The organism is Brachyspira murdochii DSM 12563, from assembly GCF_000092845.1.
Taxonomy (GTDB): domain Bacteria; phylum Spirochaetota; class Brachyspiria; order Brachyspirales; family Brachyspiraceae; genus Brachyspira; species Brachyspira murdochii.
Map to the genome: position 1 here is coordinate 2,126,274 of NC_014150.1, position 24,312 is coordinate 2,150,585.

Genomic DNA, 24,312 nt, shown 5'->3' on the forward strand with positions numbered 1-24,312 from the left:
TGACGATAATTTATACTTATAAATAAAGGAAATATTTTTATGCTTAAATACGATTCTAAAGAAATACTGGATTATATAATAAAATGCAGAAGACATCTTCACAGCATACCAGAAATAGGAAATTATCTTCCTAAAACAAAAGAGTTTGTAATAAATGAGCTCAATAACTTTAAAAATATTAAATACACAGAAAATAAAAAAGACTCTGGAATAATAGCCTATATAACAGGTGAAAATAATACAAAAACAGCAGCATTGCGTGCTGATATGGACGCTTTACCTATAAAAGAAGAAACAAATTTTGAATACAAATCCTGCAATGGTAATATGCATGCATGCGGACATGATGCTCATACCGCTATTCTTTTAGGTGCTTGTAAAATACTTAATGATAATGCAGATAAAATTAAAGGAAATATTAAATTTTTGTTTCAGACGGGGGAAGAGACTGGAAGCGGTGCTAAAATAATGATAGAAGAAAATGCCCTCAAAGATGTAGAAGCAATATTCGGAGTGCATGTAGGAAGTTTTGCACCAGAAGCTCCTAATGGTGTTTTTGTTATACAGGAAGGTCCAATACTCGCATCTACCGATAAAATAGTTATAAAAATAAAAGGAAAAGGGACACATGGGGCTTATCCTCATGTGGGAAGTGATCCTATAGTTATGGCAGCTGAAATAATAAATGCCCTTCAGACAATAATTACCAGAGAAATAGAGGCAAGCGAAACTGTTATATTATCTCTTTGTAAGATTAACGGAGGAAGTGCATTCAATATTATACCCGATTCTGTAGAAATAGAAGGAACTATAAGAACTTTCAGCAATGATGTACGTGAGTTTTTTATAAAAAGAATAGAAGAAAAATCAAAACTTATAGCACAGTCAATGCGTGGTGAAGCCGAAATAAATATAATAGAATATTCCTGCGTTACATATAATGACAAAGAAATAACAGAAAGCATAAAAAATGAAGCTTTAAAAATATTTTCAAAAGATGCTGTATGGAATAAATATTATAAACCTAGTTTGGCTGGAGAAGATTTTTCTTACTATACAAAAGAAATTAAAGGCTGTTTTGCATTATTTTCAACTGTTACTGATAAAAAAATACCAAATCATAACAGTAAATTTGAGATAGAAGAAAACAAACTCAATATGCCTTCAGAACTTATGGCAAATTGGGCTTACAACTTTTTAAATAGCTGATATATTTATAAGAACTTGATTTCGGCATTTATTTTTATATACTACTATATAGCATGTAAAAAAGGATTTATTTATGTCAATTAATCAAGAATTAGCAAATATCATTTCAAATTTGGACGATAATAGTCTTCTAAATAATTCTCTTCAAATAAAAGAATTACTATATTCAGGTGCTGTGCTTGATGATTCTTTAAGCGAAGCATTATTTGTTTCATCAGTAGAACTGCTAGAAAAAATAAAAACAAACCCTAATAACTATACTATAAATAGTGAACAAATTGCAGCTATTAATAATATAATAAGTAAAATGGAATTATCATTTATGGATTTAGAATAAAGAAAATAATATTTTATACTAAATACATAAAATATTGTCTTGTTTTTATAGTATATTGATTATAATAAAAAAATTGAATAGTTAAAAAGTTTAATACTTTTGTTTATTTTTTTATAAAACCTGATATAAAACCTTTTATAAAGAAAAATCCATAAGTTAAATGCGATAAAAATATACCTATAGCCTTACAAAAACCTTTTATAGGAGATAATGTACTAATCCAGCTGCCTATCAAACATAGCAGGTAAAAACTATGAGGAAAAAGCAGTAAAGCTAAAAATATGTTTTTATTAATTGCTGATATATAAGTATTTAAAACTTTAGGCAAATCAAAATATAAGGCAAAAGGTACAAATATAGTGTATAGTAAAAATACTGAAGGTATAAAATAAGACAAACTCAAAGAATTGCCTCCAAACCTTTTTACAAAATACCCTCTATGCCAAGCATAATTTTTTAACTGCTTGAAATGTCCAAAAAATAAATCTCTTCTATGATGATAAACCAATGCCTCTGGAGTATATAATATTTTTTCATTCGCTTTCATAATATTATTGCAAAGTATGGTATCCTCACCAGGCCAATACTCACTGTCAAAGCCTCCTACCTTATCATAAAGCTCTCTTGTGATAATAAAATTGCAGCTTGGATAATCATTAACATACTGAACCTTATCTGGTATATATCTAGCCTTATGCTTTCCGCTCATAAGTGTTGAACTGTAAATAAGTCCGCTTATCTGTTTTGAAAAATTATCTTTATTGGTATTAACAGCAGGTCCGCCAAGAGCATAAACTTTTTTACTCTCCATTGCCCTTAATGCATTTAAAAGCCAATCTTTTTCTGGGTATGTATCATCATCTAAAAATGCCAATATACTTCCATTTGATTTTTTTACTCCCATTGCTCTTTTTATAGCAGGCGGAAACTCTCCTGTTTCTATTATTTTAATTCTTTTGTCTTTAAATAATTCTATATTAATTTCATCATCAGTATATTTATCTGGAAGTATTATCACTTCAAAGTTGGTATATATTTGTTCAAGTAAATACTCTGTTTCTTCCTTTATATAGTCATTAATTTTTTTTAGAGGTATTATAATACTTACAAGAGGTTTTTCTTTAAGCTCAGAAAATAAATCTCTGTAAAAATGAACAATATTAAGCCTATAAAATATTGCCAAAGTATCAATAAAAGTTCTCCATAATACTGAAAATTTAATAAATCCGAAATGCCTGTTTGGATTAACTATAACAGGTGCCGATACTATTTTTTTACCGTTTGAATTGCATGCAGCTAAAACTTCCAAATCATAAGCAAAAGCCTTTACCAATATTCTAGGGAAAATATTTATAATAGCATCTCTTTTGAAAAGTTTTAATCCAGTCTGAGTATCCTGTATAGGAAGATGAAAAAATATTTTAACAAACATAAAATATATAAAAGATATTAATTTTCTTATATTAGAATAATTAACTACAGAATCTTTATGTCTTTTAGAGCCTATAACAACATCAGCATTTTCTTTTTGCATAATCACAAAAAAATTTTCAAGCTGCGATGGATCTATTTCCATATCGCCGTCGCAAAATATTATATACTCTCCATTAGAAACTTCGCATGCTCTTTTTAAAGCATGTCCTTTTCCCTGATTTTCTATAGCATAAATGCCTATTATATTTTTTAAGTTTGGGTTTTTATTATTTTTTTGGAAGTTGGAGCATAATTTTTTTATTTCTTTTTTAGAATTATCACTGCTTCCGTCATCGGAAATAATTATTTCAAAGTTCATTAAAAAGGGAGAAACTTTATCTATAAGTATATTAATATTTTTTTCTATTTCTTTTTCTATATTATATACTGGTACTAATATAGAGACTAATTCTTTTATCTTCATAACTTTAACTTCTTTACGGCTTATAAGTATTTTTTAGATATTATACAAAAACTATAATATTTTGTAAATATATCAAAATATTTTATTATTTAAAATTGGAAGGCCAGCCATTTATTTTTATAGTATTATTATCTATAATAAGCTCCAAAGAAATATATCCTTTATAATTATCAAAATCTTTTTGAGTATAAACATCAGTAAAAAAATATATTTTCTGATTAGATGAACCTATAAAACCTCTTTCTTCATCATAAAGCTCATCAATATACTCACCATCTATCAATACATCAGTGTATTTTAATAATTCTAAAGCTCTGTCAAAGTTTGAAGCATTAATTTCTTCTAAAGTATATCCGCTGAAAAGTATTACAGATAAATTATTTTCTCTGCACCATTTGGCTATATAGGCAAGTCCTTTAGACTGAAGTATAGGCTCTCCTCCAAGCAAAGTAATACCCTCTATATGATAATTTTCTTTGCTGTATTTTATCTGTTCTATAATATCATCGCAATCTATTATATGTTTTTTTATAATAGGCTGCATATGAGTATTACAGCAGTTTCTGCATCTTTTCATGCAGCCTTGTGTCCATATTGCAAATCTTTTACCTATACCTTCAGATTTGCTACATTCTCTTATACTATTGATATTTAATAACATATTATTCTAATTCAAAATCAAAATCTGCTCTTTTAGGATTAAGCTGAACAATTTTTATAGTTCTTCCCTGAAGAGAATCTATATTTTCAAATACAAAATTAGAAATCGGATTTAGTATTTTACTTTCAACTACATTTAAAACTCCGCGTCCTCCATTTTTTATATCAACAGCATTAGATATCGCTGAATATGCACTCTCCTCATTTTCAAACTTTATTTCAGCTTTATATTTTTCTTTAATAAATGTTTCTATATACTTAAATTTGCCTCTTGCTATATTATTAAGGAAATCTGCACTGTCTATAAAATTAAAAGGTACTATATTATCTCCAACTCTATTTAAAAGTTCTGGTCTTTTTAACTCTTCAACAAAATGTTTTTTTTACATGCTCTAAAAACTTTTGATATACCTGCTTTTTATCAGTACTATAATCTATATCACTTGCCCCTATATTTGAAGTAAATATTATAACAGATTCTGAAAAAGATACTGTCTCTCCTTTACCGTCAGTTAATCTTCCGTCTTCAAGTATTTGCAAAAATTTATCAAGTATTCTTCCATGTGCTTTTTCTATTTCATCAAATAAAAGTACACTGAAAGGCTTTTCTTTTATAGCATTAGTAAGCTGACCTCCTTCCTCATAGCCTACATATCCCGGAGGAGCTCCTACAAGTCTTTGATCGCTGTGTTCATGATTAAACTCTGACATATCAAATCTTATACAAGCATTTTCATCTCCAAATAAAAACTCAGCCAAAGATTTTGCAAGTTCTGTTTTACCTACACCCGTAGGACCTACAAAAAATAATACCCCCTTAGGCTTTTTTTGTTTTGCTGAATGCTGTATTCCAGAAAAACCTGTAAACGCCCTTATTATTACATCTTTTACTTTTTCTATAGCCTCATCTTGTCCTTTTACTCTTAAAGCTAAAGTTTTTTCTATATTAGCTAATTTACTTTTACTTAAATCCTCCCAAGGACTTTTTTTCTCTCCGTATTTATATAAATTAATTATTTTATCTGCACTGAGTTTGGGCTCTGTCTGCATTGAAAGTTTCATTATCTGTGCTATGTCTTTAAGTTTGAATCCTTCCAAAGAATCTATAAAATCATTTCTTCTGTTTTCATCTAATGGAGGATCTAAACTTATTAAACTTTCATTATTTAATACAAAACTTTCTCTTTCTAGTCTTCCCGGAGAAGGTATATTAATAGAGCTTACATCAGGATTATTTAAATAGTATGATGAAGGTATTGTAGAAAGTTTATTTGTAATTATGATTATAGATCTTTTTTGTTCTTTAAAATCATTATCGAACATATCATAATTCATAGATTCTCTTAAAGCCTTTCCTATTATAGCAAGCCAATTTCTTTCATTTTCACTTAAAGAAGCATTAGAGCCAAATATATAATCAGAATAATCTATAATAAAACAAATTTTATTATTTGCTTTTGATTTTATCTGCTGAAGTACATAATTAAAAAACTCATTAATATCTTTATATTTAGGTCCTTGATTATTATTTTGATTATCTTCTAAATCATCGCCCAAATCATAAATATTACTTGGAGCTTGATTTGTCTTCTCTTTAGAAAATGTTAAATTAGATATTTTTGAAACATCATAATCAATGCCGTCAACTCTATCCCATTTTATAACATTATTAAATTTACTTTCTTCATTTAAGAGTTTAATAATATAATTTGAAATATATTCATACTTTCCAGTTTTTCTATTTCTTATTATATCAGAAGAGTTTCCGCTTAAAATAATAGAGCCTTTTAATTTAGAATCTCTTATAAACCTTTCAATCCATAAATCAATTTTTCTCTCTTCCATAAATAAAGCTCCTTATAATGTTCTTTTATCTGTATTATTAATATCCAAAGCTCCTTTAGATATTTTATCAGGATTTTCCCACAATACTTTTTTGTCTGATAATTTTATAGAGTAAATTTCTTCTAAATCTTTATTAAAATTATCTATATCCTTAACGCATGTTAAACCTTCATAATTATCAAATGTATATTCTAATTTTCCATTAAGTCCTACTTTACAAACAGCCCTTTTTCCAGAAGGTTTTTTAGCTATAATTTTTACTATTGATTCATTATCATCTTTTATAAGTTCTGGTGCTGAAACTTCAAACTCATTTCCTCTTAATGATTTTATTATAGATTTTACAACATCTTTTCTTACTTCTTCTGTTATTCGTATGTCCTCTGTTTCTTTATCTATTATTTCAACATCTTTTACTATGCTTTCAATATTTTCTGAAACATTATCACTATTTAAAGATGCTTTTGCGGCTTCTATCTGTTTTAATAATTTATCCCTTTTTTCAATATTCTCTTTACTTTCTATATTTTCTTTTTTTAGATTATCTTCAATATCTTCTATTTTTGTCTGCAATACTCTTTTTTCTCTCTCTTTTTCTTTTTTTGCTCTCCATTCGCCTGCATTTGAATTAGCTTCATCTATAATATTTTTTACTCTGCTTTCTATTTTTTGACTATAAACATTCATCTCTCTGTCTGTAACGCCTTCATCATTTAATAATTCATTTCTTAAATTATCAAATTTATCTCTGGCAAAATCAATTAAGATGATATCATCTATACTCATTATAGTTTTATTGAAATAATCCAAAAGAGCCTCTTTATTTTTATTTTTTTGCTCTCTTATTATTCTCTCTTCTTCTCTTTTTCTGCTTAATGCCTCATTTCTCAAATAATTTATATCAGATTCTACTATGAAACTTAAATTTCTTGCTGCTAAAGGATCGGAACTAACAATTCTTTCTATGTCTTGAATTTCTATGTTTATATTTTGTAAGGATACATATTTATTAAGTCCTTCATTAATAATATTTTGTATAGCCTTTTTATGTCTTATAATAGCATTCATTACATCTCTTATGGAATTCTCTCTTTCTAATTTTTTTTGTTTTTCTCTTTCCAATCTATAACTATATTGATGCTCTTGGCTCATAATTCCCCCCGCCTTTAATTTTTATCTTTTTTATTTTTCTTTTTTTTATTATTTTTATTTTGATTATTATTTATTTGATTTGCATCTTTCTTATTCAAATTATTATTTTTGAAATCTTCTAAAGAAATATATTTTATACTCTGAGAATCAGCTTTAACTTTTAAATTATTATCATCTGTTATAAGAACGACATCTTTAGCCAAAAACTTCATTGCAGCGGCTAATATTTTATTATCATTTTTATTTTTATCAAAACCTTCAGGAAGTATGCTGTTGTCATAATCTTCTTTTCTTATGTTTGCTTTATTATTATTAGCTTCTATATTTCTTATAGCTTCTCTAGCTTTAAATTGTATATTTTCATCTGACTTATCTTTTAATTTATCTAATTCTTCTATAACTGTAATTGGTATTATTAAAAGAGTTTTACTATCTATATAATCAAATATTTTAGGTTCATTAATAAGCACATTTGTATCAACAGCATAAACTTTACTGAAATTATTTATTGATTTATCATTGAGTTTATAAACTGCTGACTTTATACTCTCCAATGCTGTATTGATTATACCATTATTTTTAAAGTCTTCTTCGGTGATTTCAAGTTTTGATGATATATCTTTTAATATTTTATCTATATTATTTAAATTATTAAGTATTTTATCTTTAGAGGTTTTATAGTATTCTATTATTTTATAACTTAAAGATGAAGCTGATATATTATTATAAATATCTCCTGTTTTTAATTTCAAACTTTCTTCTATACTTTTTATATTATTAGCAAAACTATTAATAGATTTTTCTATAGATGAAAACTCTTCAAATCTGTATTCAGTATCAGACATATATTTTTTCATCATATCAATAAATGCATTCTGATATAAGTTTTTAGATACGCTGTCAATATCTTTAATTTCTACCTTTATATGTTTTAGATAATCAAATAATTTGTTTAAATCATTATAATCTAAAGACTTTATATTATTTTTTTTAATGATGCTTAAATATAATTTTGAAATCGAATTATTATCAAGTGTTTTTCTATTAACTATAGTCATCAAATATGATATTAATAAGTTTATAGTTTTTATATCATTAACTTTTTTATTGTTTGAAAATATATGATTAATAATACTTTTAGCCTGATTATCATCTAATTTTAAAGCTTTAGCATTATTAATTATATCTGATATAAAGTTTAAAGCATCATCAAAGTTTTCTATTATATTAAACAAATTAAAAACATTATTTCTGAATGCTTCAATTCCTCCTATCATTAAAGATATCAATAATATCCTTGCATCTTTTATCTGGTATTTATTTATTAACTCTGAAGAAATTTCATTAAAATCAATTTGATGAGAAATAGAATATCCTAAACTAATAACACCATCTCCGAAATCATTATGAACTCTAAAATTTGATATACATACATTAGTTTTATCTTTATTTAAAGCAATGCAGTTTTCTAATATCATGTCATCTTCAATATATAAAGTCATTTTTTTATCTTTTATATCTATAGAAAAATCATCGCTTCCATATACTAATAAAAGACTAGAGTTTGTTTTTATTTTATCTTTTTCATATAGTTTTTTATTTACTATAACAAAATCTTTACTTCCTAATACATTTTTTAATTTTTCATCAATTTTTGAAGTTTCATATATATCAAGTATTTTAGAAAAATTACTGTAGTCAAAATTATTTAACTTAATACTGCTGCTATAGTTATTCTTGAGTGTTTCTATATTATTTATATTTTCTATTAATGATTTATTAAAATTATTGTCATTTTTTTTATCTTTTAATTCTATTTTACCATCTTCAAGTAAATTTATTTTGTCATTAAACTTTATCCAAATAACACGCAGAGAACCTCTGTCAATTCTTCTTATTTCTGAAGTAGGATGAAGCCAAGAGAATTTATTTCTATTTTTTAATTCTTCTAATATCATTTTAGCTTTATTTTCATCAAATACAAAATTATTATCAGATATATCTCTTAATTTAATACCAGTAGGATTAATTTGAAAAATAATTTTATTTTCAAGCTCTAAACTATTACTAATTATATCATAAATAAAAACTACACTGTCTTCTGCCTCTTTTCCCGGTATCAATCCTTTTGACTGAAGTTCTTTTCCTAAATCTGTAAGCCTTATTTGAGATGGAAAAATACTGCTTAAAGATGTATTTTCATTTATATAAAAATCGCTTTCTACAGCTCTTAAATTAATTAATTCTATAAGTGAAGGCAGTACCAAAGAATCTGTATCTGGTATAAAAAGCATATCCTCAAGTATTGTTTTAATAGATATAGAGCTATATTCATTACTGTATCTGTTTATTAATTCCAATATAAGCCATTCTATAGCAGCAGATTTCCTTGATGTAAAATGGTATACAATAGAATTATACTCAATATAAGGCTTAGAAAAAGATATTGATGATATTTCCATAAATTATTTCCTCTATTATTATATATATCTATTATCTATCTTTTAGAACTGTTGTTATATTCATTTAATATTGTATTTGCTCTTTTATAATCTATTACAGTATCGCTTTCAAAAACGCAGGCATTTCTATACAAATATTCAAGTATTTCTTTATATACTTTTCTTTTTGTTATTCCTTTTTTATCCATATTAGGAAGTTCAACATCTAATTTTTCATACATATTTTTTGCACCTACTATTATTAAAGCATTTTGTGCTCTTGAAAAAGCAACATTTACCCTTTCAAAAGCAGTAATATGTTTAGATTTTGATTTTCCAGTCTGCGGATTTCTTACTAAACTTACTATTACTATTTCTTTTTCTTTACCCTGAAATCTGTCAACGGTATTAATATCTATATTTATAGCAGAAAAATCGAATTTCCTTCTCTCATTTTTTAACATAGCTCTTATTTTATTAACCTGCAGTTGATATAAACTTATAACACCAACCTGAACTTTTTTTTCTAAATTCATTTTTTTGTATTCTGAAGCTATTTGCTTTAATAACTCTATTACTATATATGCCTCAAGTACATTATGAATAGAAGTGCTTGTCTGAGTAGTTGATTCATATATAGGAGCTTTTTTATTTTGAGATAATTTTATTTCAGAAGAATCTATCCAATATGCATGCCTATTTCTTTTAATAAATGAAAGTCCGTTTGTTCTTTTTATTTCCAATTGATGAGCTTTAACTTCATCTTCTTTATCTTTAGGTATACCAGCATTCAATCTGTTTTCATAGAATCTGTTTATTATTTCCATAATATCGCTATGCATTCTAAACTGTGTTAATAATGAATGTTTTATTTCTTTAGGTGCCTGCTCAAAATAGGTTTTAAATATTGAAGAGGTTACCATGTTTTCATATTTATTAAAATTTTCTTCTGTAAGAATATTTTTTACCTGTTTATTTTCATCAGTATCTTCTATGGTGTCTATAATCTCTTTATATGATTTCTCATACTCTCCGAAAAGCGGCGGAAGCTGTCTATGGTCGCCTACAAGTATTACTTTTTTTGCCCTAAGCATAGGCATTAATAATTCCGGCGGTGTTGCCTTACTTACCTCATCTATTATTACAACATCAAAAGCGTTAAAACCTTTATCTTCCAATATTTTTATATTTTCTGTACAAGACATTCCTACTACATTACAGGAGTTTATATATGTATCTTTAAAATATTCATTTTCATAATTAATATCTACATGTTCTAATCTTTCATTAAAATCTTTTATAAAAGAGCCAAATTTATCTCTAAACTCTTTTTGACTTTCTAAAAGAGTTTTAGCTTCATCTCTTTTTGAAGATAATACATTATATATTTCACTGTTTGGAGTATTTTCTGGAATATTCGTTTCTTTTTTTATATTTCTTATTTTTTTGTTAGTATCATTTATACTATTTCTTAAATTTATTTCTTCTTCATCTATTATTTTTATTCTGCCTTGTAATGATTTAAAATTATTTTCAAGTTCTTTTATATCTTCTTCTTTTAATGAATATTTATAAGTATTTGAATATTCTTCTATATTATTAAATACATTTTTTATTTTCTCTATTTTTAAAATATTTTTATCTATACATTCTTTTATAATATTAGTATTTTTAGTATCATTATATTCTTTTATTATACTTTCATCTAATAATGCTTTATATGTTTCTTTTAATTCAAAGCTATTGTTTTTTAATTGCGATATCTCTTTTTTTATATTTCTAAACTCTTTTGAAAGTTTCTCATAATCGTCATCAGATATATCAGCATCACTCATTTTATCTCTTATTTCATTCATTTTACTTTTTAAAAGTATACTTTCAGGCAACTCTTCAGTACAGCTGGAAGATGCTATATTTTCTTTCAATTCATAAAAATAATTAATATTTTTATATATTTCTTTTATGCCTTTTGTAAGTATATCTTCTGACATATTATCTAAATTAAGATTAAGAACATCAATTTTTATATTTTCTAAAGAATGAAGTTCATCATTTATATTATCTAGTATTAAGTTAATATAATCTTTAGGTAGTACAAAGTCTGCATCATTATTTTCTTTTATAAATTTATTAAAAAGATTAATTTGATGTTTTCTTCTATTTAAGTCATTATTTTTATTTTTTATATTATTAATCTCATTTATTTGATTGTTCAGAGTATCTTTTTCTTCTTTTAGATTATTTAATTTATTTGTATGCATTTCTATTCTTGAAGTATACTGATTAATATCTCTTAAATAAAAGTCCAAATTATTTGCAAGTTTCTCGCTTTCTTCCCATTTATTTAAGTATTCATTTTTTAATTTGTCAGATATATTTTCAAAGAAAAAACTTAATACTTTATTTTCAGTCATATGAGCTATATCTTCTGTACTTTTCTTTGCATTAAGTCTTATAGCTCTTATAATAGGTTCTTTTGCAAGTCTTTCTAATGCATTATCAACAGCTAAGTTTGTCTGGGAAGCTATTAATACTCTCTCACCTCTTAAAGCAAATTGATATATTGCCTCAGCTATAACTGTAGTTTTTCCAGTACCCGGAGGTCCCTGTATAAGACAAACATCTTTAGTTGCAAGCATCTTTCTTACAGCAATATTTTGTTCTCTGTTATTTTCTATTGATTTATTTAGCCATTTATCTATTTTTACACTATTAATATTTGGTATTTCTGCCTTTGAAATATCAAAAAGCCATAATGCTAGATTGGGACAGTATCCCTCATCTCTTTCCAAACTTGCTATTGATTCTCTAAGCCTTCTTATCAATGCAAAATCACCTACTGCAGATAATGCTATAAAACCGTCATCATTAAAATATTTAAATATATTTTCATCAACATACTGCCTTATTTCTTCTTTTGATAAATCTCTTGTATCATCTAAAGTATCTTCATCTAATTCAAATGCCATCTCTATAAAATAAGGATTATCAGAAACAGCTTCTATATCTTCTCTAATATTTTCAGGTATTATAAAATCAATTCCTTTTTCTTTTTTATTTTGTAACTGCTTATTTAATTCTTCTATTTCCTTTTCTGAAGGTTTAGATGACATTTCTTTTATTATCATAGAAAACTTACCTAAACTTACTGCATTTTTTGAACTTCTGTTTTTTTCATTAAAACGAAAAATCCATCTGTCTGTAGAATATCCATTATCAAATACTTTTATGCTTTCTCTTCTGAAGTACTTTCTTATTTTGTCAAAATCCGCCTTTGAAGGAGATACTAAATGAAATACTATAAGCTGTTTTTCTTCATTATAGTAATAATAAAAATATTTTATACCTACCAATCTTATTTTTACAAGTTCTTCTCTCCAATCTAAATAAGATTTCCAGTTTATAAGATTGTTATTTAAATGCTCTCTTATAGATTTTGTAGTATTTATTAAATCATTTAAATATTCGCCTCTATAGCCTGAAGGTATATTGGTATGATAAGGTATAACAGTTATCTCTTTTTCAAATTCTTTTTCTCCTTCATAATTACCAATAATAGATATTTCATTTATAACAAAAAACCCTTCTTTTATGTATCCTCTGAAAGATAAAGTTAAATCATCGCTGATATTATCTTCTAAAAATCTGTTTTTTCTAGGTCTTAAATATAATTTTCTTGATTCTCTTTTATCACCTTTTTTATCTGTATAGGTATGCGATGCATTTGTAAAATAACAAGTATTATTATAACCCTCTAAAAAGCATTCTCTTAATAAATATTCTAACTTACGCTTATTATCTCCTATACCTTGAAAAATATCAGGAAAGTTTTTTTCTATTTCTTTTATACTGGAATTAAGCCTTACAACATCTTTATCTCTATATCTTAAATATATGTTTCCATCAGCCATATTTTTTATTCCTTTTAATTATTAAAATTATTAAGATATATTATAATAATATTATTTAATCAATTAGCATAATAGTTTTATTTTAATAAGAAGATATATTTAACCCTAAAGCGTTATTAAATTTAGTATATGGTATATTATGATTATTTTCAATATTTTTTACATACTTAATTAAAAAGTATAATGCTATTTATACAAAATTAATCTTTAAGGCAGATTAATAATTTCAGGATCAGTTTCTTTTTTTTCCACAAACCAGTCCTCTTCATTATTAGGATCCATTTCTGCTATTTTTTCTAACCCCATGCATATATATGTACCCTTAGCAGTTACAGCAACTTTATCATCATTAAGAAGTATATATCCTTCGCCTTCAAATATTCTTCCATCTCCTGAAGTTATTTTTCCTATTATTCTAATTTGTTCATTGATAGGCACAGGTCTTTTATACTTTGTAGTAAGAGTCATAGTAACGCCCCATTTATCTTCACCTGTATAAGGCATCATAGCCCTTCCTATAGTTTCATCTAAAATGGCAGCAAGTATTCCGCCGTGAACTCTTGAAGGATAACCCTGATGCACATCTTTAAATGTTACTAAAGCACATAATGACTTATCTTCTAGTTCATAAAACTCAGCTTTCAAACTCAAATCATTTTTAAATCCGCATACAAGACACATTCTTGAATTATTTTGTTTATTTAATACTTTTAATTCCATTTAAAAAAACCTCTATAATTATTTTATATTTTAAACTACATATTAATACTTTTATACAAAAATACAATATACTTATTTCAAAACTATTTTAGTAATTAAAATATATTATTTTAAATTTATAACATGCTTTACTGCTTGAGCTGCCAGTTCTTTTAATATGTTATGAAGTTCTGCGGCTAAAGTTAGTTATGTATTGTTTAAAATAATAATTATGTTCTACTACAGTAGATATGCTTAAATACCAGCGTTTATACAACATGTAAAACATAATGTTTGTAATGTTAAAATAAATCTTTTCAAGTATTTTTGAAACAATTATAATATCACTATTTCTATATTTATCAGTTTTATAAAAATAAACATTATAAAACCTTTTATTTGGTTGACAAAAACGTAAATTAAATTTAATATTAAAAATAAGTTATGTAACTAGGAGGATATTATTATGTCTAAAGAAGTGTCAAGTATGTTTTCTTTTTTATTAGGTTTAACAGCCGGAATAGCATTAGGTGTGTTATTCGCTCCAAAAGCAGGTGAGGAAACTAGAGAAGATATCAAAGAAACTATGGACAATATAAAATATAAAGTAGATGATATTTACCATAGAAGCGTTTTGAAAACTTCAGAATTAGTTGAAAAAGGTAAGGAAAAAACTAACGATTTTCTTGAAAAAAGAAAAAAAAGAACTGCTGAAGAGGCAGAAGAATAATAAATAATTATGCAAGATATTACATTTCAAATTAATGTTATAGCTATCTCTTTAGCTTTTATAGCAATAGCTACACTTATATTGGTGTTGGCTATATTTTTTGTTTTACTTGCAGGATATTTTAGATTCACTAATAGATTTGATAGAATATTAGAAAATATTGAATCTATTAGTGAAAAAATTAATAATATAGCCAGTACAGCAGATGAAAGTGCGAATAAGGCTAAAGGTACTTTGGATAATATCCATGAAGTTATTAACAGCATATCAGGCAGTGTTAATAACTTCAATATAATGACTAGAGAATTTGCTAATAATTTCAGTATTATCAATATATTTAAATCTATATTTAATCTATTTAGCAGTAAAAATAAAAAAGATTATACAGATGATGATGACTTTTAATGAATAGGACTTTGCTTTATTATGATAATAAGAAAAATATTTTTTGTACTTTTTTCCATAACTTTCTTTTCTTTACTTTTATACTCTGAAGATACTAATTGGGTAATTAGGATAAAAGACGGTCAGGGTAATGTAAAAAAAATAATGACAGCTCAAGACTGTATGTCTGAAATATCAAATCTTATGATTTTTAGAGGGGCACCAGCTGAAGCAGCAGAACTTCTTCTTACAAATGATTTTCAGCTATGGCAGTTTGCATCTCAGCTTATAGAACAGGAACTTGTTTATATGAAAGCATCAGCAGAAGGTTATGATAAAGATGAAGATGTTTTAACTTTAATCTCAAAAGAAAGAGATAATCAGTTATCGCAGCTTTATATGCAGGAAAAAGTGGCAGATGATTTTGCTGTTGTTACTGATGCTGAAAAGAGAAAATTCTTTAATGACAATAAAGCAAGAATACAGGCATCTGTAGGCAGGGCTGTAACATATGAGCAGGTAGCTATGGATATAGAAACAACGATACTTCAAGAACGTATGCGTAATGAATATGACAAAATAATAGCCGCTGCTGAAACTAATTATAATTTGAAATACTCTGTTACTTCAGATCCTTGTATCACTATAGATGACAGCACTGTTCCATTATCAGAGTTTAATGATATGTTTAATGAGTCTATAAAACAGGCTGGGGCAAATATACCCGCTGCATTAAGAATACAGGCAAGAGACGGTATGTTTAAGGCTTTTGTGGCAAGAGAAATTATGATGTATGAGGCTAAAAAAACAGGATTTTATGATACGCCTCAGGCTAAAGCTATAGAAAATTTTCTAACGAGAAGTGCTGTTACGGCTAATTATATAGATAAAACTATAAGATCAACAATACCTAAACCTACAGAAGAAGAGATTAATTTAGCATATGAGCAGTATGGAAAAATGTATAATATAGACTCTCTTCCATATGCAGATGCTCAAAAAGCTTTGGAGACTATGGTTATAGAGGCTAAAACTCAGCAGAAGTACCAAATATTAGTTACTGATTTACGATACAGATACAGTATAGAAAAGAACCTTGATTTACTATTAAAAAAATAATTCCAGACAAAAGTTTATGAGAAATAGATTATCTGCTGTATATTTTATATTGTTTATATTGCTCTGTTTTTCTCAAACTTCTTTTGCAAGAAGAAATGATTTTGATTTTGATGTATCGCCTCTTATACAAAAAAATAAAATGTTTTCAGCAGGTATTGGAGGAATATTTTCCGAATATAATGCATGGTTTATGAATGGAAGATTATATACTCTAGATCCTTATAATGAAAATATAAGCAGAAGAAACTTATATTTTACATTTATGCCTTATTTTAAAATAAGACCTATTAAATATTTGGAACTTGGCATATCAACAGGGTTCACTTATCAAAGACAGGACTATAGAAACGATATAACAAGTGCTACAAATATGACAGACAGCTTTGGTTTTGATTCTATAAATGCAACTATGAAAGCGACTCTTTTAGATTGGTATTTATCTATAGGGCTTAAAGTAGGTTTTAGCTATAGCTTTATGAAAGACACTCATACATATTCTGATGTTAAAGATCCTTTTAACTTATATGCTACAATAATGATTGCAGGAGTTCCTAAAGTAATACCTGTTAACTTCTTATTTGCTTATACATTAGATACAAGGGATAATATAAAAGAAGATTTCCTCAATATAGGAGAAATATCAGGAGCAATAGAAATAATAACTTCGCCTTTTATAACATTGTATACTGGAGTTAATTATATATTTCCATATAATAAAAAAGCTAGTTTATCTTATATAGATATATTTGTAAAATTTAAAGCTACAATATCGGACTTTTTGTATATGACAACATCATATAAGAAAACTGTATATGGAACAGCAAATGCTCCTAATACAGCAGAATTTAATTTTTCTATAGAATATATGTTTTATTCACCTAAATGGGACTGGTGGCATGTAATAAAACCGAAAGAAGAATAATTAATTCGTAGAATTTGTAAGTTTATCAATTTTTTATTTGGTTTTTGCTGAAAAAAGTTGATTAAATAAAAAATAAAAACTTTGCCAAACATCTATATATTTATTTTTTATTAATATTGCATCTCTCAAAAACAAGGCATTGAAGTATTTTGAGTTTTCAATATATACTGAAAATTCTTTGTCAGTAATTTTTTTATTCAACTTTTTCACGCTTAGCACACAGAGTGGCGAGTTGCTGGACTTCATTGGTACGCTTCGCGAAAGTGTAAGTTTAAAATAATACTAATAGGCATTAAATATATATATAATATAAGAAATCTGTGATAATTAATTATTATATGCATTCAATAAAATAAAACTTGTAAAATTCTCTCTTATAGTATAAAATTATATATCTTTATAAAATAATAAAAATTTTATTTAAGAAAATCTAATTAATGGAGCAAAAATTAAGATGGACTATAGTTCTACTATCAATCTGCCTAAAACTGCATTTCCTATGAAAGCAGGTTTGAAGGAAAAAGAGCCCAAAATAATAAAAAAATGGGACGAAGAAAAACTTTACCAACAGCTTAGAGAATTAAGAAAAGGTGCTCCTAAATGTATTTTACATGATGGACCGCCTTATGCGAATGGAGACATTCATATTGGAACATCATTAAATAAAATTATTAAAGATATTATTGTAAGGTATAAATCTGCTAAAGGATTTGATTCACCTTATGTTCCGGGCTGGGACTGTCATGGTATGCCTATAGAATTAAAGGTGCAGGAAAGTTTGGGAGATAAATATAAAGAAACTTCTAAATTTATAATGAGAAAAAAATGCCGTGCTTATGCTCAGAAATATATTGATATTCAAAGAAAAGAGTTTAAAAGACTTGGTGTTATGGGTGATTGGGAAAATCCCTACCTTACTATGTCGCCTGAATATGAATCTGAAATAGTTGAAGTATTTGCTAAACTTGTAGAGAAAGGATATATATACAAAGGACTTAGAACTATTCACTGGTGTATGGACTGTGAAACAGCATTGGCTGCTGCTGAAATAGAATATGACGATAATCATACTTCTACAAGTGTTTATGTGAGATTTCCAGTATTAAATAAAATCAATGATAAATTAGACGGCAATGTTGATGTTATGATATGGACTACTACTCCTTGGACACTTCCTTCAAATATGGCTTGTGCTTTCAATAGAGATTTAGATTATGTGGCTGTTGAAATAGACGGAAGATATGCAATAATGACTAAAAGCCTAGTTGATACTGTTCTTGGCAAAAAAGATATGAAAGCAGAAGGCAGAGATATGATTCCAGTATCGATAGAAGAGATTGAAAAACTTGAAATAGCTCACCCATTTATCAAAGACAGAAAATCTGCTGTTGTATTTGCTGATTATGTTGAGGCTACTGCTGGTACTGGTGTTGTTCATACAGCCCCAGGTCATGGTATGGAAGACTATCAGACAGGCGTTAATTACGGACTTGATATATATTGTCCTGTAGATAAAGCTGGCAGATATACAAGCGAGTTTCCAGAAATGCAAGGCATGAAAGTAAGAGATGCTAATCCTAAAGTAATTGAAATACTTGAAAATAACGGCTCATTATTCTATAAAGAGAAAGTTACACATAGTTATCCTATTTGCTGGAGATGTAAAAATCCTTTGATATTCAGAGCTACTTCTCAGTGGTTTATGGATATGAAGCATGATCATATAGATGAAAGAACTGTTAAATCTTTAGATAATATTAAATGGTATCCTACTTGGGGACATGACAGAATGAGAAAGATGCTTGAAAATCGTCCAGACTGGTGTTTATCAAGACAGCGTTCTTGGGGTGTTCCTATACCTGCATTCTACTGTAAAAACTGCGGAAAAACTTTGCTTACTGCTGAGTCTACTAAACATTTTGCTGAAATAGTAAAAACTAAAGGAATGGACGTATGGTTTGAATTAGAGCCTAAAGACTTACTTCCTGAAGGCACTAAATGTGAATGCGGTTCTTCTGATTTTGGTAAAGAAGAGGATATTTTGGATGTTTGGTTTGATTCTGGTGTATCATCATTTGCTGCACAGAAAACCAATAAAGATTTGGACGGAGTTTTTCCTGTTGATATATATTTAGAGGGAGGCGATCAATACAGAGGCTGGTTTCAAGCTGCAATTTGGCCTTCTATGGCTATAAGAGGAATTCCTCCATACAAAGAGCTTGTTACTCATGGCTGGACTTTAGATGAACAAGGCAGAGCTATGCATAAAAGTGCTGGTAATGTTGTTTCGCCTTTAGAAGTTATTGACAAATACGGTGCTGATATATTAAGGCTTTGGTGTATAAGTGAAGACTTTACTCACAATGCACGCGTTGGCGATAATATGATGAAAGCTATTGCTGACAATTACAGAAAAATAAGAAACACTTTCAGATATTTGCTTGGAAATATTTCTGATTTTGATTACAGCAAAGAAAATATCGAAGTTAAAGATTTGCTTCCTGTAGACAGATATGCATTATCAAGACTTCATAGTTTTATAAAAGTTGCTGATAAAGCCTGCGAGGGTTATGAGTTTCATTTATTCTATCAAAGACTTATAAATTACTGTGTAGTTGAGCTTTCTGCTACTTACTTTGACATTATAAAAGACAGATTATACTGCGATAGAAAAGATTCTCTCTCAAGAAGAAGTGCTCAGACTGTACTTGCTGAAATATTAGATGTATTAGTTAAACTTATAGCTCCAGTACTTCCTTTCACAACTGACGAGGTTTGGGGATACTACAAAGGAGAAAATGCTTCTTCTGTACATTTGGAATTATATCCTAAAGCTGATGATAGCTTGATTGATTTAGAGTTGGAGCAAGAATGGGCTTCACTTCTTAAAGTACGTGATGATGTATTATTATCTCTTGAAAGAGCTAGAGATAATAATACTATAGGTAAATCTTTAGAGGCTTATATAACAATATGCCCTAAAGAATCATCATCAAAAGACTTGCTTACAAAATATCAAAAATATTTAAACGAAGTATTCATTGTAAGTAAAGTAACAATTTCAGACAGCAAGGATGATACATTTATAGAAGGCGGAGTCTCATTTGTTAAGACAGAGAAAGCAAGCCATGAAAAATGCGTTCGCTGTTGGGGACATTATGAGAGTGTAGGCGAAGACAGCGAGCATAAAGAGTTATGTACTAGATGTGCTGAAGCGGTTAAATAAAAAATAATATAATTATTTAAATATTAAAAGGGCAGCTGTGTATAATGGCTGTCCTTTTTTATATATTTATTTTTAATTTAATCAAATATCAATTAATTTTAATGAATGATAAAATAAACAAGAAGCGTTATTTTTTGTTGCTGTTATATATAAACCACATTTTGTTCTAGTAATTGCTACATAAAAAGCTTGATAAAATTCTTCTTTGTATTGTTTTGTATCTATAATTTCATCGCAAATATTTAATCTACATTCATAACATTTATAAAAAACTGGAAATTTTCCTTTGTTGACAAATGGAATAAAAACATAGTCCCATTCTGCTCCTTTTGCTTTATGTATATTTAATATATTTACATTTACAGAACAATAAGGAGCATATTTTATTAAATCTTTTTCTTTTATAACTTCTATTATTGTATTAAAATCAATTCCAAATTTTAAACAATAGTTTCTATAACCTTCTATTAATTTTTTTATATCATCATTATAAAAATGATAATTCTCTATACTACGTATGATATTATTGTAATTTAATCTTTTTATATCTTTTATTTTATCATATATTTCATTTTCTAGGTTATCACTAAATAATAATGTATTGATATATTCAATATTATTTATTTTTAAATTTGTAAATATGGATTCTATTTTTTCTATGAGTTTATTATTCTTATCATATAAAGAATATTTTGTAGGGCATAAAATAGCTATTTTAGCTTTTTTATTTTCAGAAGTAATTTTATTAATTTGATTATTAATAAATAATATTTCATCTTCAAAATCGTTAAAACTTTTTATTTGAAAATTTTCATCAAGTTCTATTTGTAATTTTTTATCGTAATTTCTAATATTTTTTTGGAAATTAGATATATTTTCTCTTCCTTCTAATCTATAATTTTTTTGTAATTCTATAATTTTAGTTATATTAAAATATTTCTTTAATAAATCTTCAATTTGTTCACCTAAAGCATCAGCAAATTTCATTATAGATTGAAATGTATCTCCTAAAAAAAATATTTTATTATATTCATTATCAGCAATACTTCTTAATAAGATAAAGTGCAATAAATTTATATCTTGACATTCATCTACAAAAATATAACTATATAAATTTTTATATATTTCGTTTATTTTATAATATTTTAATAAAATTATTGCAATATATATTACATATTCATAGCATATTTCTTTATTTTTATTTACAGTATATACATATTGAAATATTTTATCATCAAATTTTATTTCATGAAATTTTTTATTAATTTCACTAATTTTTTCTCTATGATAATTTAATATTTTTTCTATTTTATCATTTTTATATTTTTTTTTAAGTTTATCTTTAAGATTATAGTGTTTATATTCATATTTATAATCAATATTTAAATATTGTTTACCTTGAAGTATTAAAATTCTACTTGCTAAATTATGAAAATTATATATGTCTACAATTTGATTATTATTTAATCTGCTTTCAATAGTGTGTTTTGCCACATTAGATAATGTTAAAACTAAAATTCTTTTTGGATATTTAATTTGTTTACTTTCTATGATATAGTTAAGTTTTGAGATTAACATTTCTGTTTTACCATATCCAGCAGGAGCAATTGTAAGAGATTGTTCTGTAGATGCTATAAAGTCTAACTGTTCTTTATCATCTTTGTGTTTTTCTAATATTTTCTTAATTTTATCACTATTTACCATTTTTTAATTCTTTTATTAAATCAATTATATATTTAGGAAGTTTATAATTTTCCTCAGCTGCATTTTTGATAGCTTCACTGTTCATATTACCAAAATCTATTTTTTCTTCGTTTTTATATTCATCTTGTTCTAGTTTTAAATTTTCTTTTATTATTTTTTTTATTAATTTATAATTATCATTTATATTTTTATGTTTTTTTCTCATATATAATAACTTTTTAGTAAATTCTTCATCTAAATTTTCATCTTGTACTTTTTCAGTAAGTTTATCTTTATCATTACTATTACTTTTACTAATGCTAATATATATTTTTTTAAAATGATTTTTTAGACATACTAAAATACTTTCCTCAAAATCCCAATAATCTGACACAAATATTTTTACATTATTACAATTTTTTATACTTTCGTATAAATTATAAACCCTTTTATTAACATATCCGTATTCTTTATTTACATATGTTTGGTATATTTTGTTATTTCTTTGCTCTTTTATATCTTTATTTTTACAATCTCTATCTGTAAGTATATATGTTTTTATTTGTAATTTTGAGAATATTTTTGCTAGACTTGGAAAATTATTTGGTGCCGCTTTAATAATATATATATGTTCTTGATGAATGTTAATACCATTAGCATTTAAACAAGAAGGTAAAAATCCAATTTCTGTATCACCCTCTACTAGTATAATTTTTTTAGCAAAAAGTCCCTCTAATATATTTCTATCAAAAATCATAAACTGTTTTAATTTAGCTTCATATTTATCAAGAGATGCAACTTTAACGTTATTTTCTTTATCATAATAAAGTCTTTGTATAGATAATATATTCTTTTTTTCATTTAATTCTAAATGCGGTATTATATGTGCTGAATGTGTAGAGACAAAAAATATTGGAGTTATATTGTAATTTATTTCATCATTATTATTATCAGTTATTATATTAATAATATTATTTATAATTTCATAGTCTTGATTATTATTAAATATTGATAACCAATGATCCATAAATTGACGCTGTAAAAATGGAGATAAAAATACTTCTGGTTCATCAAATAAAATAATAATATTAGTATTAAAACCCTGAGATTTTGTATTGTTTATTTTATCATATAAAAATGCCAAAAAATCTATAAATGGATATAGATAATATCCTCTTCCTCTTCCTAATTGATTTAAATATAATTTATTATCATCATTATGATAATGTACTAATTCAAATAATTTTAATAAAAACTTTATTTCATCATCAATTTCAATATTTAATTTTAATTCTTGATTTGGTTTATTAAATATAGGTTTAAATATTTCATTTAGTTCATTTTTACAATTTTCATAATTTTCTTTTAATAATTTTTGTAATTTGTTATCATCATTTTGATATTTTTTTATTTGATTTTCTATTATTTTTGATAGAAATTTTCCTATTCTATTTGATTTGTTAAACATGAAATTATTATCAAATTCTCTTGGACTATATTTATAGCAGATAAAATTAGTTAATATATTATTAAGTAACTTATATTCTTCTGTAAGATTTTTATAAAACCATTCATATTCATCATTACTACTATATTGTTTATATACTATTTTCATGAAATACTTATTATTATCTCTATAAAGATAATCTTTAAATATTTCATTAGTTTCTAATTCAAGTTTTATTTCTATTTCAATTTTTTCTTCATTTTTATAGAAGTCTTCTTTTTCAAATAAATTTTTTTTGTATGTAAATAATTTGAATATTATATCTATAATATTTGATTTTCCTATTCCATTTTCACCTGTTAGGTAAATCATAGAATATTCATGTTGTAAATCAATTTTTACATTTTTTATATTTTTATAATTTGTTATAATTAATTCTCTTATATACATATTTATAGTATAATTTATATTTTATATTAATCAACTAATTTATTTTGTTTGATGTTGGGTAATCAGCCGCACGTACATTGTACTGTCTGTAATGGGTTTGTTGCCGTGTGGGAAGGTGCTACAGCTCGTAGTGTCCGTATGGCGAATACTGCGGGAAGGTGCTACAGCTCGTAGGCTGGAATGCCCGCACGAAGTGTACC

The 24,312-nt window shown here is 26.1% G+C and carries 16 protein-coding genes; 7 read left to right on the forward strand and 9 right to left on the reverse strand.

Annotation, left to right across the window (positions count from 1 at the left end):
- The first annotated feature begins 39 nt into the window (after nucleotides 1-39).
- Both BMUR_RS09420 and BMUR_RS09425 read left to right on the forward strand, forming a co-directional pair.
- On the forward strand, nucleotides 40-1,209 hold the full coding sequence (locus BMUR_RS09420) for a M20 metallopeptidase family protein (protein WP_013114333.1): 1,170 nt from the start codon (nucleotides 40-42) through the stop codon (nucleotides 1,207-1,209).
- 73 nt (nucleotides 1,210-1,282) lie between these two features.
- A complete protein-coding gene (locus BMUR_RS09425) occupies nucleotides 1,283-1,546 on the forward strand; it encodes a hypothetical protein (RefSeq protein WP_013114334.1) in 264 nt (87 codons plus the stop codon).
- Between the two features lie 103 nt (nucleotides 1,547-1,649).
- On the opposite strand, the gene BMUR_RS09430 is transcribed toward BMUR_RS09425, so the two are convergent.
- From BMUR_RS09430 to BMUR_RS09460, 7 genes are all read right to left on the reverse strand, one after another.
- Complete coding sequence (locus BMUR_RS09430; protein ID WP_013114335.1) at nucleotides 1,650-3,443, reverse strand: glycosyltransferase; 1,794 nt, start codon at nucleotides 3,441-3,443, stop codon at nucleotides 1,650-1,652.
- Nucleotides 3,444-3,528: 85 nt separating this feature from the next.
- Nucleotides 3,529-4,104 (reverse strand): 4Fe-4S single cluster domain-containing protein, encoded by a 576-nt coding sequence (locus BMUR_RS09435; protein WP_013114336.1) that lies wholly within the window; start codon nucleotides 4,102-4,104, stop codon nucleotides 3,529-3,531.
- A gap of 365 nt (nucleotides 4,105-4,469) precedes the next feature.
- Nucleotides 4,470-5,948 carry an AAA family ATPase gene (locus tag BMUR_RS09440; protein ID WP_222832555.1) on the reverse strand — a complete coding sequence of 493 codons (1,479 nt, stop codon included), beginning with the start codon at nucleotides 5,946-5,948 and terminating at the stop codon, nucleotides 4,470-4,472.
- Between the two features lie 12 nt (nucleotides 5,949-5,960).
- On the reverse strand, nucleotides 5,961-7,100 hold the full coding sequence (locus BMUR_RS09445; RefSeq protein ID WP_013114337.1) for a hypothetical protein: 1,140 nt from the start codon (nucleotides 7,098-7,100) through the stop codon (nucleotides 5,961-5,963).
- A 14-nt stretch (nucleotides 7,101-7,114) separates the two neighbouring features.
- Nucleotides 7,115-9,562: a PIN domain-containing protein gene (locus BMUR_RS14345; protein WP_013114338.1), complete on the reverse strand. Its 2,448-nt coding sequence runs from the start codon at nucleotides 9,560-9,562 to the stop codon at nucleotides 7,115-7,117.
- 35 nt (nucleotides 9,563-9,597) lie between these two features.
- On the reverse strand, nucleotides 9,598-13,452 hold the full coding sequence (locus BMUR_RS09455; RefSeq protein ID WP_013114339.1) for an AAA domain-containing protein: 3,855 nt from the start codon (nucleotides 13,450-13,452) through the stop codon (nucleotides 9,598-9,600).
- Nucleotides 13,453-13,659: 207 nt separating this feature from the next.
- Complete coding sequence (locus BMUR_RS09460) at nucleotides 13,660-14,172, reverse strand: PaaI family thioesterase (RefSeq protein WP_013114340.1); 513 nt, start codon at nucleotides 14,170-14,172, stop codon at nucleotides 13,660-13,662.
- A gap of 445 nt (nucleotides 14,173-14,617) precedes the next feature.
- Here BMUR_RS09460 and BMUR_RS09465 point away from each other — a divergent pair, with 445 nt between their 5' ends.
- The 5 genes from BMUR_RS09465 to ileS all read left to right on the forward strand — a co-directional run bounded on the left by BMUR_RS09465 (nucleotide 14,618) and on the right by ileS (nucleotide 20,532).
- Nucleotides 14,618-14,881 (forward strand): YtxH domain-containing protein, encoded by a 264-nt coding sequence (locus BMUR_RS09465; RefSeq protein ID WP_013114341.1) that lies wholly within the window; start codon nucleotides 14,618-14,620, stop codon nucleotides 14,879-14,881.
- Between the two features lie 9 nt (nucleotides 14,882-14,890).
- The gene (locus tag BMUR_RS09470) at nucleotides 14,891-15,286 is read left to right on the forward strand and encodes a hypothetical protein (RefSeq protein ID WP_013114342.1); all 396 of its coding nucleotides are present in this window, start codon (nucleotides 14,891-14,893) and stop codon (nucleotides 15,284-15,286) included.
- Nucleotides 15,287-15,307: 21 nt separating this feature from the next.
- The gene (locus BMUR_RS09475; protein WP_013114343.1) at nucleotides 15,308-16,384 is read left to right on the forward strand and encodes a hypothetical protein; all 1,077 of its coding nucleotides are present in this window, start codon (nucleotides 15,308-15,310) and stop codon (nucleotides 16,382-16,384) included.
- Nucleotides 16,385-16,400: 16 nt separating this feature from the next.
- Nucleotides 16,401-17,306 carry a hypothetical protein gene (locus tag BMUR_RS09480; protein WP_013114344.1) on the forward strand — a complete coding sequence of 302 codons (906 nt, stop codon included), beginning with the start codon at nucleotides 16,401-16,403 and terminating at the stop codon, nucleotides 17,304-17,306.
- 454 nt (nucleotides 17,307-17,760) lie between these two features.
- On the forward strand, nucleotides 17,761-20,532 hold the full coding sequence (ileS, locus tag BMUR_RS09485) for an isoleucine--tRNA ligase (RefSeq protein ID WP_013114345.1): 2,772 nt from the start codon (nucleotides 17,761-17,763) through the stop codon (nucleotides 20,530-20,532).
- An 81-nt stretch (nucleotides 20,533-20,613) separates the two neighbouring features.
- On the opposite strand, the gene BMUR_RS09490 is transcribed toward ileS, so the two are convergent.
- Entirely contained in the window at nucleotides 20,614-22,236 is a 1,623-nt protein-coding gene (locus BMUR_RS09490) for a UvrD-helicase domain-containing protein (protein ID WP_013114346.1), read from the reverse strand.
- The gene (locus BMUR_RS09495) at nucleotides 22,226-24,112 is read right to left on the reverse strand and encodes an ATP-dependent nuclease (protein ID WP_013114347.1); all 1,887 of its coding nucleotides are present in this window, start codon (nucleotides 24,110-24,112) and stop codon (nucleotides 22,226-22,228) included. Before BMUR_RS09495 ends, BMUR_RS09490 begins: the two co-directional genes overlap by 11 nt.
- Between the last annotated feature and the right edge of the window lie 200 nt (nucleotides 24,113-24,312).